Genomic DNA, 13885 nt, shown 5'->3' with positions numbered 1-13885 from the left:
GCACCGGACCAGGCGCGCGCGGCAGCGATCAGATCGCCACGGTCAGGTATACCGCTTCGCGGCCCACGATGGGCATGCGGGTGGGCATGAAGATGGTGCAGTCATCGCAGGGCGAACGGATTTCCTCGGTGCCGTTCATGGCGATGAGTTCACCCTTGACGAAGGTCTCGAAGCCGATCACCGGACGCGTGAAGGTGAAGTCCTCGGACTTCACCATATGCACTTCGAGCAGGCGGTAGCGCTGCGGCGCGGGCGGGGGCGGCGTGCCGGCAGGCATGTCGATCAGGCCCGTGTGCGCCAGGAAGCGCAGCGTGACGTCCGTGGCCAGGTCGGCGGCGGATTGCGCGAAGTGCTGGCCGCATTCGACCACCAGCGATCCGCTGCTGTCCGAGTGCGGATCGCCATGGCGGCCGTAGCCCATGACGCCGGTGCCAGGGAAAAGGTCGGGAGGCATCACCAGATGCACCTGCGGCACGCCGACGGCGCTGGCCAGCGCCGTGTTGCGGTCCATCTCGGTGTAGACCCAGAAGGGCTGCACCGGCGCACGCGTGGAGTGGATGTCGAGCACGAAGTCTGCAGCGTCGAGCACCGGACGCAGCTCGCGGGCGCGGCGCAGTTCGGGGCTGTCTTCCGGGCCGTCCAGCATGGCTGCCGACCAGATGCGGTTCAGGTTGTGGACGAGCTGGCGGTTCTCGTAGGGGTTTTCGATATCGAAGGCTTCATAGGCTTCGACGTGCGCGAAGCTGACGGTGAGCGTGCCGATCTTGGGGCGCACGCCGCTGTCCAGCAGATGGGTCGCAGCCACCATGCCGCAGATTTCGTTGCCGTGCGTGATGGCGTTGATCAGCACGTGCGGGCCGGGGCGGCCAGACTCGAAACGGTGCACGTAGGGAATGCCGACATTGCCCTCGCGGTAGGCCGAGAGATCGCGCGGCAGGACTTCGAGCGGAGCGGTGTCGGGTTCGAAAGCGGGATTTTTCATGGGGGTAGGGCCTATTCAGGACGGATGCCGGCGCGGTCGATCAGGTCTTTGTACAACGCCAGGCGCTCGGACATCATGGCGGTGAACTGCTGCGGAGTCTGGTTCTCGGGGGGCAGCGCGCCGGCCTTTTCCAGGGATTGCGGCATGCCATCCTCGGTGGCGGCGGTGCGCACGGCGGCCAGCAGCTTCTGGACGATGTCGGGCGGCGTGCCGGCGGGCGCGGCCAGGCCGATCCACGACATGGAGTTGAGCACGGGATAGCCCAGTTCCTCGAAGGTCGGCACGTCGGGCAGGGAGTCCAGGCGCTTGGGGGCGGCCACCGCCAGCGCGCGCATCTTGCCGACCTGGATGTGGGGCAGGAAGGGCGCCAGGTTGTCCAGCGCGAACTGCGCCTGGTCGGACAGCAGCGCGTTGATCAGCGGCGCGCCGCCGCGATAGGGCACGTGCACGGCCTGCAACTGCAAGGTGTTCTTCAGCAGTTCGGCGTTGAGCTGACCCATGCTGCCGATGCCCGCGGTGGCATAGTGCAGCTGGTCGGGGCGCGCCTTCAGCAGCGCCACGAATTCCGCCAGGTTGCGGGCCGGCACGGCGGCGTTGGTCACCAGCACATTGGGCGTGCGCGACAGCTGCGAGATCGAGACGAAGTCCTTGATCGGGTCGTAGCCCAGGTCATTGCGCATCAGCGGGTTGGCCAGGTGCGAGCTTTGCGAGGACGCGACCAAGGTGTAGCCGTCCGGCGTGGCGCGCGCGACGCGCTTGCTGCCGATGGCGCCGCCCGCGCCGTCGCGGTTCTCGATGATGACGCTGGTACCCAGCGCCTTGCCCAGGGCGTCCGCGTACAGCCGGCCGATCAGGTCGACGGAGCCGCCCGCAGGAAAGGGGACGACCAGCGTGATGGGGCGCGAAGGATAGGCGTCGGCGCGCGCGGCCAGCGGCAGCAAGGCGGCGCCCAGGCCGGCCAGGACCAGGCTGCGGCGGGTCAAGGACGGCCCCTGGGGGTGATGCTTCATGGAACTCTCTTGTGATGTCTGCGGGTTTGGTCTAATTTGCAATGAAAATTGCAGGCTGCAATATAAGATGCAATGTGTGTTGTGAGATTTGGGGTTATCACCTAGGGCCATGCAAGGATGAACCTGCACCAACGTATCGCCGGCTACGGCCGCAAGCTCAGCAAGAGCGAACAAATGCTGGTCGAGGAAATGCAGGCGCGCTATCCGCAGAGCTTGCTGGAATCGGCGACGGCGCTGGCCAGGCAGGTCGGCACCAGCGCTTCCACCGTGGTGCGCCTGTTGGCCAAGCTCGGCTACGAAAGCTATGCGCAGGCGCAGATGGAGGCGCGTGCGGAGGTGACGGCGCGCCTGGCCTCGCCCGGCGAACGCGCAGACGCGGTAGGCGCCGACAAGCCGTCGCCGCGCGCCTGCCTGCACAACGCCTTGCTGCACGACCAGCACAACCTGAAGGAGACTTACGCGTCGATCGACGTGGCGGCTTTCGAGGCCGCCGTGCGGCTGCTGACGCAGCGCAAGGGGCGGGTGCACGTGCTGGGGCTGCGCCAGGCCGCGCCGCTGGCCAGCCACGTGGCCTTGTACCTGAACCTGTGCCTGCCTTCGGTCAGGCCCATGGTCGCCGCCGGTCCGTTGTTCCTGGAAGACCAGCTGCTCTGGATCGACGAGGCCGACGTGCTGCTGGCGTTTACCTTCAGGCGCTATTCAGTTGCCGCGGCCAAGGCGGTGCAGTACTTCCGGCAGCGCGGCGGCAAGGTGATCCTGATCACCGATTCGGCGTCGGCGCCCGCTGCGGCGTCGGCACACCACGTGCTGATCGCGCGCAGCTCCAGCGCATCGCCTTTCGATTCCTACACCGCGGCCTTTTCCGTCTGCAATGCCTTGCTCGCGGCGGTGGCGCAGCGCAGCAAACAGGCCTTGGGCGCGGCGTTGGAGCGCGGCGAAGGCTTGTGGGATGCGCAATGGATACGCCCGCCGGGCGGCTGAAAGACGCGGCTCGCACCGTTGTGCGCGGCGAGTGCCAAAGGCCTGGATTCGGACCGATTTTCGGCCATTTGGAGGCGCGGCAAGATGCGTTCGCACTACCTGCTCTAGTACTCCATAACTCCTTGAAAACATTGCTTTTCAAGCCAAAAATTTTTTGGCATATTGCGGCCGGGAAAAGCAATTTCGAGGAGCAAGGAATGGGCGCGTGGCCACAGCGTCATATTGATGGATTCGAGGTGGAATGCCAGGTCATCCGGCTGGATACCGGCATGTTGGCGATCGAGGTTGCGGTATGCCGCAGGGTGGCAGGCGAATTCGAGCGCCGCTGGTCGCTGCCGCGCTTCGTGACCTTCGAGGATCCCGGGACGGCCAGACGCCATGCCGAACTGGTGCTGTCCGGCATCGTGTCGGTGGATGAAGCCACGGGCGAACCGCGCTACGGCATCCTGTAGCGGCGGGCCCGACCCGCGGCGGCAGGCAGGTTTTTGTTTCTTTTCACACAATCGCATGCTTTGCGCTGGCGGATTTGCCCGGTACATTGGTGTAGGGTGACAACAACAAAGGAGAGTTCCATGTTTGATACTTTTCCTGTCTTGCGCCGCGCTGGCCTGGCCGCCGCGGCGATCGGCGTGGCCGGCCTGATGTTTACCGGCTGCACCACCACCAGTCCCAAATCCTCGGCAACCGCGACTGAACAGCGCCAATCGCTGAACAGCGCGGCCGACGCCACCTTGGGCAAGCTCTATCAAGCCTCGCCGCAGTCCAGGGAACTGGTCGCGCGCGCCCGGGGCGTGCTGATCTTTCCCGATGTGTTGAGCGGCAGCTTCATCATCGGCGCCGAACATGGCAAGGGCGTGCTGCGCGTGGGCAGCTCCACCGCTGGCTACTACAGCACCACGGCGGGTTCCGTCGGCTTCCAGGCGGGCGCGCAGTCCAAGGCGATGGTGCTGTTGTTCATGACGGACGAGGCGCTTGCCAAGTTCCGCAACAGCAGCGGCTGGACCGTGGGCGCCGACGCGACGGTCGCGGTCGTCAACGTGGGCGCCAATGGCCGCATCGACACCAACACGGCGCAGCAGCCCATTGTCGGTTTCGTGATGAACAACGGCGGCCTGATGGCAGGCGTGTCCCTGGCTGGCACCAAGATCTCCAAACTGGATCTTTGAGCTGCCTGCCAAGCAAAACGCCGCGGATGGTCTCTGCGGCGTTTTTGTTTGGCGCGTCAGCCGGCGCTTCAGCCCATGAGCGTATCGCCGTTGTTGCGCACCGAACTCTCGCGCTGCATTTCGGCAGCTTCGATGTCCGGGTCCAGGCCGCGCCAGCGTTTGATGCGGCCGCGATCCTGCTCGGGCTCCCAGCCGAGCAGGCCGTAGCGCGTGATTTCGGTTTGACCCGTTTCGAATTCCACTTCGAAGTAGCCCTGACGATCGGGTAGCGTGCCGCCGGGGAACCAGTCGGTTTCAGGCATGGTGTTCTCCTTGCTAGGCGATGGGAGGGGCGCCGGCGCGGGGCGCGGCGCTTTCATTGTGGAGGGGCGTCGCGGATCCCGCAAGTTGCCGCCGCAGGCCTCACGCGAGCGGGACGGCAGTGGTGTACAGCACCTGCTTCAAGGCAAAGCTGGAACGGATGCTGGCTACGCCGGGGATGCGGGTGATGTGTTCGACGATCAGCCGCTCCAGTGCGTCCACGTCGGGCACCAGGGCGCGTATGAGGTAGTCGGCGTCGCCTGACATGAGGTAGCACTCCATGATTTCCGGCAGGACCGCGATCTCGCGTTCAAACACGTCCAGCGCCGCCTTGCGCTGCTTGTCCAGCGAGATCTGGATGAACACGTTGACCTTCAGGCCCAGCTTGCGGGCATTGAGCAAGGTGACGCGGCGGTCGATCAGGCCCTCGGTTTCGAGCCGGCGCACGCGCGCCAGACAGGGCGAGGCGGACAGGTTCACGCGCGCGGCGAGCTCGACATTGGTCAGCCGCGCATCGCGTTGGAGTTCGTTGAGGATACGGATGTCGGTGGCATCCAGGTTGATTTCCGGCATAAGTCACCCAGGTATGGTCATTCAGCAATTCATCTGTGCTGAGTATGACGGGTATCGCCCTTGAATGCAGTGAAATATGCTGGGGTTAACCCTATAGACTATTCCATCGTTTGGCAATTGTGCCAAAGCGCGGAATATTCAAGCAGTAGATTGGGCAGTAATGAGTCAGCAGAGCACGTTGGGCAGGTTTTTGCCGCTGGTCGGCGCGGTAGCCATCTGGGGCGGCAATTGGCCCGTCATGAAGCTGGGGCTGACGCACATGAGCCCGCTCTGGCTGGCCGCCAGCCGCTTCGGCTCGGCCGCGCTGATCAGCGCGCTGGTGCTGGGCATGCTGGGCCGCCTGCGCCTGCCCACGCGGCAGGAAATGCCGCTGGTGGCCGGCGTGGCGTTGCTGCAGATGGGCGCGTTCACGGCGCTGGCGCTGTGGGCGATGCAATACGTGGCGCCGGGGCGCGCGTCCGTGATCGCCTACGCCACTTCCATCTGGGTCATTCCGCTGTCCTCGCTGATCCTGAAGGAACGCCTGTCGATGGCGCAATGGCTCGCGACGGCGCTGAGCTATGCCGGCATCGCCGTCATCGTCGCGCCCGCGTTCAGCCCCTGGCAGGCGCACACGGTGGTCGGCCTGGCGATGCTGCTGGGCGCGTCCTTTGCATGGGCCTGCAACATCATCCAGCTGCGCGGCTACCGGCATATCCGTCTGGGCGCGGACATGATTCCCTGGCAGACCGCCATCGCGGCGCTGCCGCTGGCCGCGCTGGCGTGGATGCGCGATGGCGCGCCCGTCTTCCTGGCGCAGCCCGAGGCATGGCCGGTGATCCTGTACACCGGCCCGCTGGCTACCGCGCTGACCTTTATTGTGGTGCTGGGCATGACGCAGAAGATGCCGCCGGTGGCGACCTCGATCGCCATGCTGTGCGTGCCGGTGATCGGGCTGATCGTTTCGTCGCTGGTATTCCAGGAGCGCATCTCGGCCGACCTGGCGCTGGGCCTGGCCCTGATCGGCGCCAGCGTGGCGGCGTCGGCGGCGGCGACGCGCCTGAAGCGGCCTTTGGCGCTGCGCGCTTCGTAGTCCGCCTGCACGCCGCCGCCGCGAAGCCAGCCAGCGATGCGGTCTAGAATGTCGAGCGCCGGAACCGTTCCGGCTTCTCTAGCAGGCATGCGGCGGGTATGGATTCCTTATATGTGCTGGTCGCGGCGGGCGCCATGGCCGCCGGGTTCGTGCAGGGCCTCTCGGGCTTCGGCTTCGGCATGGTGGCCATGTCGTTCTGGGCCTGGACGATAGATCCGAAACTCGCTGCCGCCATGGTGGTGTTCGGCTCGCTGACTGGCCAGTTGCTGGCCGCCTTTACCATGCGCCGCGGATTCGCGGCGGTGCATCTGCTGCCCTTCGTGGCAGGCGGATTGCTGGGGATTCCGTTGGGCGTCAAACTGTTGCCATACCTGGATCCGCTGATGTTCAAAGCGCTGGTGGGCGGGCTGCTGGTGGTTTGGTGTCCAGTGATGTTGTTCGCGACGCGCTTGCCCCCCATCAAGGCAGGGGGGCGATTGGCCGATGGCGTGGTGGGCGCGATGGGCGGCGTCATGGGCGGCATAGGCGGATTCACCGGCGTCATTCCTACCTTGTGGTGCACCTTGCGCCGCTTTGACCGCGACGTACAGCGCGCGGTGATCCAGAACTTCAACCTGTCGATGCTGGTTGTGACGATGGCGAGCTATGTCTACACCGGTGTGGTGACGCGCGACATGCTGCCGCTGTTCGCGGTGATCGTGCCGGCGATGCTGGTGCCAACCTTATGGGGCACGCGCGTGTACGTGGGCATCAGCGACGTGTCGTTTCGCCGCATCGTGCTGGGCCTGCTCACTGTTTCGGGCGTGGCGCTGCTGGCGTCATCCTTGCCCAAGCTGCTTGCCTAGCGTCCTTGACCGGTCATCGGGGCGGGACCGGCGACATGCTATCGTTGGGTATTCAAGAGAGAATCACCGCATGGCATTGCACCGTTTCGAGAAAGGCGAGTTGGGACATTGGCTGCGCATCGTGGCCGACAATTGCGCGCCCGGCGCCGTCCAGACCGAAGTGCCCGCGCACGTCGCGCAGGCGCTGGAGACGCTGCGTTGCATTGCAGCCGACGCCGACGGCCGCTGGCTCATCACCGAGAAGGGCAAGCTCGCCCTGCGCATGGAAGAGCCAGGCGCCATCCACGTGCGCTGACCCGCGAAATCCGATTATGTCGACAGCAGCGGCCCGGGGCCGCTCTCCGCGTTTCGCTGCGTCTTGACCGTTTGGTGCGGGAATTTCCACACAATTTGCGAATGTTTTCGCAGTATTTCGCGAGTTCGCGACCACTAGGGCCGTGCTACGGGAATTTCCTGAGACGGAATGCGCGATTTGGCTGCTTTTCGACGTATCGCAGGCCACGAGTCGCCAGTAAGATGAACTTGCGTGACGTTTGCAGGTCTATTCATTTGCGCGGGGATTCTGCCCCCGCAACGTCACGCGTGGTTCACGCGTTTAGGTAACCGACTGGGAGGTAGCACATGCAGCATCGTGACCAGGAAGTTCTGATCGACGTTTCCACAGCGGCCATGGATACCGGCGGATATGGCGTACTGCTGACGGTTACGGCCGAGGGCGGCACCGAAGTGGATGCCGCGTTTTCCCACTTGGGCAACTGCGCTTCGTTGGACGAAGCACGCGATCGCGCGGAAGTATTCGCGCAGAACTGGGTAGAGGAAAACATCTTCCGATAGGGCGCCCCGCCCTGGACGGAGCTGATTGGCTGGACCGGTCTGTGTGAGCATGACGCTTCGGAGAATACTCAAAGGTTTGCGACGAAAATTTCGGTTATCGTTGCTGCTCCAAAATCTGGGGCCCTCAGTGGGTATGCGCCGTTCCAAGATGACTGCCGCACAGACCAACTCTTCACTTGCGGAACACATCCGCGCATTCCGCGACCATTTTGATTCCGTTGTCCTGCCTCTTTGGATGGGGCAGGGTTTCAATGGCGCGCTGGGTCTGCCTTTTGAATCGCTGGACGCAGCTACCGGCCGCCCGCTGCCGGCCGAGCGCTACCGCGCCATGGCTTGCGCGCGCCAGCTCTACGTTTTTTCAGAAGCGTCTGGCGCCGCCGCGCGCGCGCATGCCGATGTGCTGTTCGAATCGCTGCGCCGCGTATTCCGCGACGAGTCCCATGGCGGATGGCGCTACAGCGTGGACGCCGCCGCACATGCGCTGGACGACACGCAGGACCTGTACACCCACGCGTTCATCGTGCTGGCCTGCGCCGCCTATTTCCGCCGCAGCCGCAATGCCGATGCGCGCAAGCTCATGTTGTCGACGTCGTCGACCATCGAGGCGCGCTTCAAGACTGCCGACGGGCTGTATCACGCGGCGCTCAGCGCCGACCTGAGCCAGCCGCTGCGCCCGCCCGCGCAGAATCCCATGATGCATCTGACCGAGGCATATCTGGCGGCGGCCCAGGTCGCGGAGCCGGCGCTGTACGCGCAGCGTCTGCGCGGCCTGGCGCAAGGCATCAGCCATTTTTTCGTGCATGCGGCCTCCCAGTGCATCTCGGAACAGCGGCAGGGTACGGCCGGCAACCGGCTGGAGCCCGGGCATCAGTTCGAGTGGCTGTCGCTGGTGCAAGGCTCGGCCGAGGTTTTCGACGGCCTGGAGCTGACGGAGTCGCTGCCGCGCGCGGTGCGCTGGTCGCGCCGCCATGGCGTGGACGCGGGCGGGGTGGCGGCATCGCTGGACGAGTCCGGCGCCGTGATCGACGATACGCGCCGGATCTGGGCGCAGACCGAGTATTTGCGGGTGCTCGGCGTGCTGGGGGATCTGCCCGCGCTGGAGGCCGGCCTGGCCATGTTCCGCGCGCGTTTCCTGCACGCTGGCGGCTGGTACGAATGCCTGGACGCGGACGGGGTGGTGGTGCGCGCGGACATGCCTTCGACCTCCCCATACCACCTGGCTACCTGCCTGTCCGCCATGCCGACCGTTGTTTAATTGTGGCGTTAACAATTATTTTTGGATTTATCGTCATATATTGATAGAAAAGTATTGGTGGAATCCCTTACAATTTGGTTACTATGTTTGTAGGGAAGCATCAATGAGCGTTATGTGCCTGGCTTGCCAACGCATTAACCCTGGGCTTGCTGGCGTTGCGCCGCATGCCCATCTGGGGCATCAGGGATTCACCAACCCGACGCAGAAGGGCCGGGAAGAAAGCCGTGAAGACCACTTCCGCTGCCTGAATTGCGGGGCGAAATGGCTGCGTGAAACCGACAAGTGGGGCGTGGACCTGGGGTTCAAGCTCGCACCCTGAGCTATTCGCTGCGCCATCCAGACGGGCTCCTCAGGAGCCCGTTTTCATTTCGTCGCAGTTGTTCTCCGTCACACGAAACCACATGTTGCTTGCTGCCGCTCAACCCGGGCCGGCGGCGACCACGTCGGGATCCTGCCCGGCAGTCTCCAGCAGCCATAGCCGGAAGCAGGCCAGCGCATAGTGGTCGCGGCGCTGGGCCGGCGCGCATAAGTGATAGCCGCGGGCGATGCGTATGGGCAGGTCGGGAAACGGGGCCGCCACGCGTCCCGCCTGCAGGTCGTCGCGGACCAGGCAGCGCTGCAGCACGGCAATGCCCATGTCGGCCATGACGGCGCGGACCAGGATGGAAACCTGGTCGAAACCATTGGACAGCTGGACCGAGGCGCGCGGCACGCCAGCAGCGGCCAGCCACTGCATCCAGTTGTCCATGCCATTCGAGTGATACAGCAGCGGCTCCCCAAGCAGGCCGGCCGGGGTGTCCCAGAGTCCCTGCGCGCGCCGCGCCGCCAGCCGGGCGGGGTGGCAGATCACGACCAGTTCGCGCCCGATCACGTAGTCCACCTGCCAGCCAGGCCATTGCTCGGGCAGGCCGGACAGGATGCTGGCATCGGGCGTCGCGCCCGAAAAGTCCTCGTTGCGGCGGTAGGCCGCGAAGCCGAGCTGGATATCCGGATGGCGCGCGTGAAAGTCGGACAGGCGGGGCACCAGCCAGGCGCTGGCCAGCGTCGGCACCGTCGACAGCGTCAGGCGCAGGCGGCGGTCGTTGGCGCGCAACCCGGCGCTGAGCGATTCGATCTGCTGCAGCGGGCCTTGCGTGCCGTCGTACAGGCGGCGTCCGGTTTCAGTCAGGGTCAGGCCATGGGCGTTGCGATGCATCAGCGGCTGGCCGAAATGCGCTTCCAGGCGGGAAATGGCGCGGCTGACGGCGCCCTGGGTGACGCACAAGACCTCCGCGGCGCGGGTGAAGCTGCCCAGGCGTGCCGCCGTCACGAAGGCGTGCAGTTCGGACATGGAGGGCGAGTGCAGTCGCATCTAGCATGACCATTGGTAATGAAGCCGTGCAATATAGTCGTTTGAAAGGGGATCGTAAAGTTCGGACACTGGCGGCCTTGTCGACTGACCTTCAACTTTCGGAGTCATCCCCATGTCCCGCCGCCTTCTGGGCCGATCCGCGCGCTTCGCGCTCGCCGGCATGTTCGCTACCCTGTCCTTCGCCGGCATCGCCCAAGCCGCCGACTATCCCGCCCGTCCCATCAAGCTGGTGGTGCCGTTCGCCGCCGGCGGTTCGACCGACATCGTGGCGCGCCTGGTGGCCGAGTACGCCGGCCGTGACCTGAAGCAGACCATCGTGGTCGAGAACAAGGCTGGCGCCGGCGGTTCCATGGGCATGGAGCAGGTGGCCCGCGCCACGCCCGACGGCTACACCATCGGCATGGCCACGATGAGCACGCATGGCTCGAATCCGGCCGTGTTCCGCAAGATGAACTACGACCCGGTGAAGGATTTCGTGCCGGTGGCCAACGTGGTCGCCGTGCCCAGCATCTTCGCGATCAACCCGGGTCTCCCGGCCAAGAACATGGCCGAGTTCGTGGCCCTGGCCAAGAAGCAGCCGGAACGCTATAGCTTCGCTTCGCCGGGCGTGGGTTCGCTGGGTCACGTGAACATCGAGAACTTCATGATGCTGTCCGGCATCAAGCTGCTGCACGTGCCGTACCGCGGCGCCGGTCCGGCGTTGAACGACGTGATGGGCGGCCAGGTGGACGCGATCACCGACAACCTGTCCTCGACCCTGCCGCAGGTGCAGGGCGGCAAGCTGCGCGCGCTGGCCGTGCTGGGCGCCGAACGCTCGCCGCTGCTGCCCGACGTGCCGACCTACATCGAGCTGGGCTACCCCGACATGGGCACGGGCGGCTGGTTCGGCCTGGTGGCGCCCGCCGGCACCCCGCCGGCCGTGATCGAGCGCCTGAACAAGGCGGTGCGCGCCGCCCAGGACGATCCGGAATTCCGCAAGAAGGCCGAGGAAGTGGGTGGTACGCTGGTGCGCACCACGCCCCAGGAATTCGAGGCGCAGATCCAGCAGGCCCTGGCGCGCTACGCCAAGGTCGCCAAGACTGCCAACATTCAGGCTGATTGACGATGACCCACGCCGACTTCGACGCTGTTTCCGTACACGAGCCCACCGGCCCGGCCTTGCCGCTGGTTTGCGATTCGCCGCATAGCGGCGAGCGCTATCCCGACGATTTCGGCGCCGCGGCCACCCTGGCGCAATTGCGCCAGGGCGAGGACACGCACGTGGACGCGTTGTGGTCGGCGGCGCCGGCCCTGGGCGCGACGCTGATTGCCGCGAACTTTCCGCGCGTCTATATCGATCCGAACCGCACGTTGCAGGACCTGGACCCGGAGCTGCTGGCGCAGCCCTGGCCCGAACCGCTGGACCCGGGCGAGAAGACGCGCCTGGGCAAGGGTCTGATCTGGCGCAGGATGGACAAGTCCACGCCGATCTACGATCGCAAGCTGACGCTGGCCGAAGTGCGCCACCGCATCCAGGCGTACTACGAGCCCTACCATGCTGCGCTGTCCCAGGCGATTCAGCAGGTGCGGCAGCGTTTTGGCGCGGTCTGGCATCTGAACCTGCATTCCATGCCCAACGACGCCTACGAGCGCCTGGGCCGCCAGAGCGAGCATCCGCTGGCGGACTTCGTGCTGGGCGACCGCGACGGCACGACCTGCGAACCCGAGTTCATCGCCCTGATCGAGACCGCCTTGCGCGACAAGGGTTACACCGTGGCGCGCAACGACCCCTACAAGGGCGTGCAGCTGATCGCGCAGATCGGCCAGCCGGCCTTGAACCGCCACAGCCTGCAGGTGGAAATCCGCCGTCCGCTGTACATGGACGAAGCCACGCGCGAGCGCAACTCGGGCTTTGCGCCGCTGCAGACCGACCTGTCCGACGTGCTGGCCCAGGTGGCGGCCTACGTGCGCGCGCGCCAGGCGGCGCCGGCTTAAGTTTCCCCGCGGCTGGCCGTAGTCGGTAACAAGGAACCGCGCTTTTTTTGGGCGCGGCCACACGGAACCGCAATGGCTGAGAAGATCATCAACGGATTTTCGGTGCTCGCGTACGCGACCCAACCCGAGGGGCGCGTGCCGCCGCGCGCTTTCATCGAAACGCGGCGGCTGCCGAAGAAAAAGAGCCAGGCCGAACTGGACGCGCAAGCCGCGACCCAGGCTGATGCCTCAGCGCCGCCGGATGAAGCCGCGCAGCAGGAAGCCGAGCCCGACACCCAGGCTTTCGAGATCTTTATCAGCCGACGCTTCCGCAGCACGGTCGAGGCCATGTCGGCCGCGCGCAACGCGCTGGACCGCGTCAAGCTGGTCGATGAGGACGGCGTTCCGGACCACTTGCCCGAATAGTCCGGCCATGGGGCGGCAACGCGCCGCTCATATTGTTATCCCGCCTTTGTATTTGTCGAGCCCCAGAGCGCAGGCCGATGATGCCGCATGGCAAGCATCGCCATGTGGTCGTTCCGGATAGACGCCGCGAACATTGGCCGCGGCGCTTGCCCGAACACATGCCAACCCCAAGCGAGGCAGTCAGAAAGAAAGCCTCAGGTCAGCGTGCTGCGCATCAGGATCTCGGTCAGCGCCCGCGTGGGCTTGTTGGGCGCGGGCGCCGAGATCACGATGAATTCCACCTGTGGCAGCGCGGGCAGCTGCGCGGCGCCCGCCGGAGCGGCAAGGCCCAGGGTGGACAGGTGCGAAGGCTGCACCGTGATGCCCAGGCCGGCGCGGGCGGCCGCCTGGCAGCCGGCGTAGCTGGTGCTGGTGCACACGATCTGCCAGCTGCGGCCGGCGCGGGCCAGGGCGTCCAGCGTCAGGCTGCGGGTCACGCTGGGTTCGCGCAGCAGGATCAGGGGCAGCGGCTCGCCGGGCGCCACGCGCAGGCCTTCCTTGGCCTGCCACAGCAAGGCTTCCTTGTGCAGGGTCTGGCCGCGCCGGTCGCCCTTGCGGCGCTTGCCTATCATGACGTCCAGGCCATTGTCGTCCAGCAGCTTGTAGAGCTCGCTGGTGACGCCGATGGTCAGGTCCAGTTCCACCTCGGGGTGGGCCAGCCGGAAGGCGGCCAGCACGTCGGGCAGCGGGCCCATCGCCAGGTCGTCCGAGGTGCCCAGGCGCACGCGCCCGCGCAGGCGGGGCGCGTCGAACAGGCGCTCGGCACGCTCGTGCGCGTCAAGGATGATCTGCGCATGCACCAGCAGGCTGCGGCCGTCGCTGGTGAGCGCGAGCGAGTGCGTGTCGCGCTGGAACAGGCGCCGGTTCAAGGCCTGTTCCAGCTGACGGATGTGCTCGCTGACCGTGGGCTGGGTCAGCCCCAGCCGCCGGGCGGTTTCGGTGAAGCTGGGCGCGGCGGCGGCAGCGGCGAAGGTCTTGAGCCACAGAGGATTGAGCATGGCGGCCTGGTCATAGGAAAGTCCGATGACAGTTAAAGTACCTAGTGGGCTTCACGATGGCAAGCGCCGTGCCTATAGTTTCCGCAATCCCTACGGAAAC

18 protein-coding genes are annotated in these 13885 nt (G+C 65.7%); 12 read left to right on the top strand and 6 right to left on the bottom strand.

Translation table 11 applies throughout. From position 1 onward, the window contains the following. Positions 1–28: 28 nt before the first annotated feature. Positions 29–982 (bottom strand): M14 family metallopeptidase, encoded by a 954-nt coding sequence (locus NGK62_RS25160; RefSeq protein WP_251880856.1) that lies wholly within the window; start codon positions 980–982, stop codon positions 29–31. An 11-nt stretch (positions 983–993) separates the two neighbouring features. Beyond that, complete coding sequence (locus tag NGK62_RS25155; RefSeq protein ID WP_059378413.1) at positions 994–1992, bottom strand: Bug family tripartite tricarboxylate transporter substrate binding protein; 999 nt, start codon at positions 1990–1992, stop codon at positions 994–996. A 117-nt stretch (positions 1993–2109) separates the two neighbouring features. Here NGK62_RS25155 and NGK62_RS25150 point away from each other — a divergent pair, with 117 nt between their 5' ends. The 3 genes from NGK62_RS25150 (at position 2110) to NGK62_RS25140 (ending at position 4139) form a co-directional block, all read left to right on the top strand. Next, positions 2110–2973, top strand: a complete 864-nt coding sequence (locus NGK62_RS25150) for a MurR/RpiR family transcriptional regulator (RefSeq protein WP_251880854.1) — start codon at positions 2110–2112, stop codon at positions 2971–2973. Next, positions 2949–3425, top strand: a complete 477-nt coding sequence (locus NGK62_RS25145) for a hypothetical protein (RefSeq protein WP_251880851.1) — start codon at positions 2949–2951, stop codon at positions 3423–3425. Before NGK62_RS25150 ends, NGK62_RS25145 begins: the two co-directional genes overlap by 25 nt. Before the next feature lie 120 nt (positions 3426–3545). After that, positions 3546–4139, top strand: coding sequence for a BPSL1445 family SYLF domain-containing lipoprotein (locus NGK62_RS25140; protein WP_059378409.1), 594 nt, complete (start codon positions 3546–3548; stop codon positions 4137–4139). 68 nt (positions 4140–4207) lie between these two features. Here the strand turns inward: NGK62_RS25140 and NGK62_RS25135 are convergent, their stop codons facing one another. After that, a complete protein-coding gene (locus tag NGK62_RS25135) occupies positions 4208–4441 on the bottom strand; it encodes a hypothetical protein (protein ID WP_059378407.1) in 234 nt (77 codons plus the stop codon). Positions 4442–4541: 100 nt separating this feature from the next. Further along, positions 4542–5012, bottom strand: a complete 471-nt coding sequence (locus tag NGK62_RS25130) for an Lrp/AsnC family transcriptional regulator (protein ID WP_006226939.1) — start codon at positions 5010–5012, stop codon at positions 4542–4544. A 160-nt stretch (positions 5013–5172) separates the two neighbouring features. Here NGK62_RS25130 and NGK62_RS25125 point away from each other — a divergent pair, with 160 nt between their 5' ends. The 6 genes from NGK62_RS25125 to NGK62_RS25100 all read left to right on the top strand — a co-directional run bounded on the left by NGK62_RS25125 (position 5173) and on the right by NGK62_RS25100 (position 9337). Then, the gene (locus tag NGK62_RS25125) at positions 5173–6084 is read left to right on the top strand and encodes a DMT family transporter (RefSeq protein WP_059378405.1); all 912 of its coding nucleotides are present in this window, start codon (positions 5173–5175) and stop codon (positions 6082–6084) included. Between the two features lie 98 nt (positions 6085–6182). Continuing rightward, entirely contained in the window at positions 6183–6929 is a 747-nt protein-coding gene (locus NGK62_RS25120; protein WP_059378404.1) for a sulfite exporter TauE/SafE family protein, read from the top strand. A 70-nt stretch (positions 6930–6999) separates the two neighbouring features. Beyond that, positions 7000–7224, top strand: coding sequence for a hypothetical protein (locus tag NGK62_RS25115; RefSeq protein WP_059378402.1), 225 nt, complete (start codon positions 7000–7002; stop codon positions 7222–7224). A 326-nt stretch (positions 7225–7550) separates the two neighbouring features. Beyond that, positions 7551–7763, top strand: a complete 213-nt coding sequence (locus NGK62_RS25110) for a hypothetical protein (RefSeq protein ID WP_008159938.1) — start codon at positions 7551–7553, stop codon at positions 7761–7763. Positions 7764–7911: 148 nt separating this feature from the next. After that, a complete protein-coding gene (locus NGK62_RS25105) occupies positions 7912–9018 on the top strand; it encodes an AGE family epimerase/isomerase (protein WP_251880848.1) in 1107 nt (368 codons plus the stop codon). 103 nt (positions 9019–9121) lie between these two features. After that, on the top strand, positions 9122–9337 hold the full coding sequence (locus NGK62_RS25100; protein WP_042792993.1) for a hypothetical protein: 216 nt from the start codon (positions 9122–9124) through the stop codon (positions 9335–9337). 99 nt (positions 9338–9436) lie between these two features. On the opposite strand, the gene NGK62_RS25095 is transcribed toward NGK62_RS25100, so the two are convergent. Further along, the gene (locus NGK62_RS25095; RefSeq protein WP_251880847.1) at positions 9437–10369 is read right to left on the bottom strand and encodes a LysR substrate-binding domain-containing protein; all 933 of its coding nucleotides are present in this window, start codon (positions 10367–10369) and stop codon (positions 9437–9439) included. Positions 10370–10481: 112 nt separating this feature from the next. Between NGK62_RS25095 and NGK62_RS25090 the strand changes: the two genes are divergently transcribed. The 3 genes from NGK62_RS25090 to NGK62_RS25080 all read left to right on the top strand — a co-directional run bounded on the left by NGK62_RS25090 (position 10482) and on the right by NGK62_RS25080 (position 12748). Beyond that, a complete protein-coding gene (locus NGK62_RS25090; protein WP_054458219.1) occupies positions 10482–11471 on the top strand; it encodes a Bug family tripartite tricarboxylate transporter substrate binding protein in 990 nt (329 codons plus the stop codon). 2 nt (positions 11472–11473) lie between these two features. Then, complete coding sequence (locus tag NGK62_RS25085; protein WP_251880846.1) at positions 11474–12343, top strand: N-formylglutamate amidohydrolase; 870 nt, start codon at positions 11474–11476, stop codon at positions 12341–12343. Between the two features lie 72 nt (positions 12344–12415). Beyond that, positions 12416–12748: a hypothetical protein gene (locus tag NGK62_RS25080; RefSeq protein ID WP_059378397.1), complete on the top strand. Its 333-nt coding sequence runs from the start codon at positions 12416–12418 to the stop codon at positions 12746–12748. A gap of 194 nt (positions 12749–12942) precedes the next feature. Here the strand turns inward: NGK62_RS25080 and NGK62_RS25075 are convergent, their stop codons facing one another. After that, a complete protein-coding gene (locus tag NGK62_RS25075) occupies positions 12943–13785 on the bottom strand; it encodes a LysR family transcriptional regulator (RefSeq protein WP_118933302.1) in 843 nt (280 codons plus the stop codon). Positions 13786–13885 lie beyond the last annotated feature (100 nt).

The organism is Achromobacter sp. Marseille-Q4954 (assembly GCF_943737025.1).
Taxonomy (GTDB): domain Bacteria; phylum Pseudomonadota; class Gammaproteobacteria; order Burkholderiales; family Burkholderiaceae_B; genus Achromobacter; species Achromobacter bronchisepticus_A.
The sequence above is the reverse complement of the archived record's forward strand: the minus strand, read 5'-3'. Positions and strand labels throughout refer to the sequence as shown.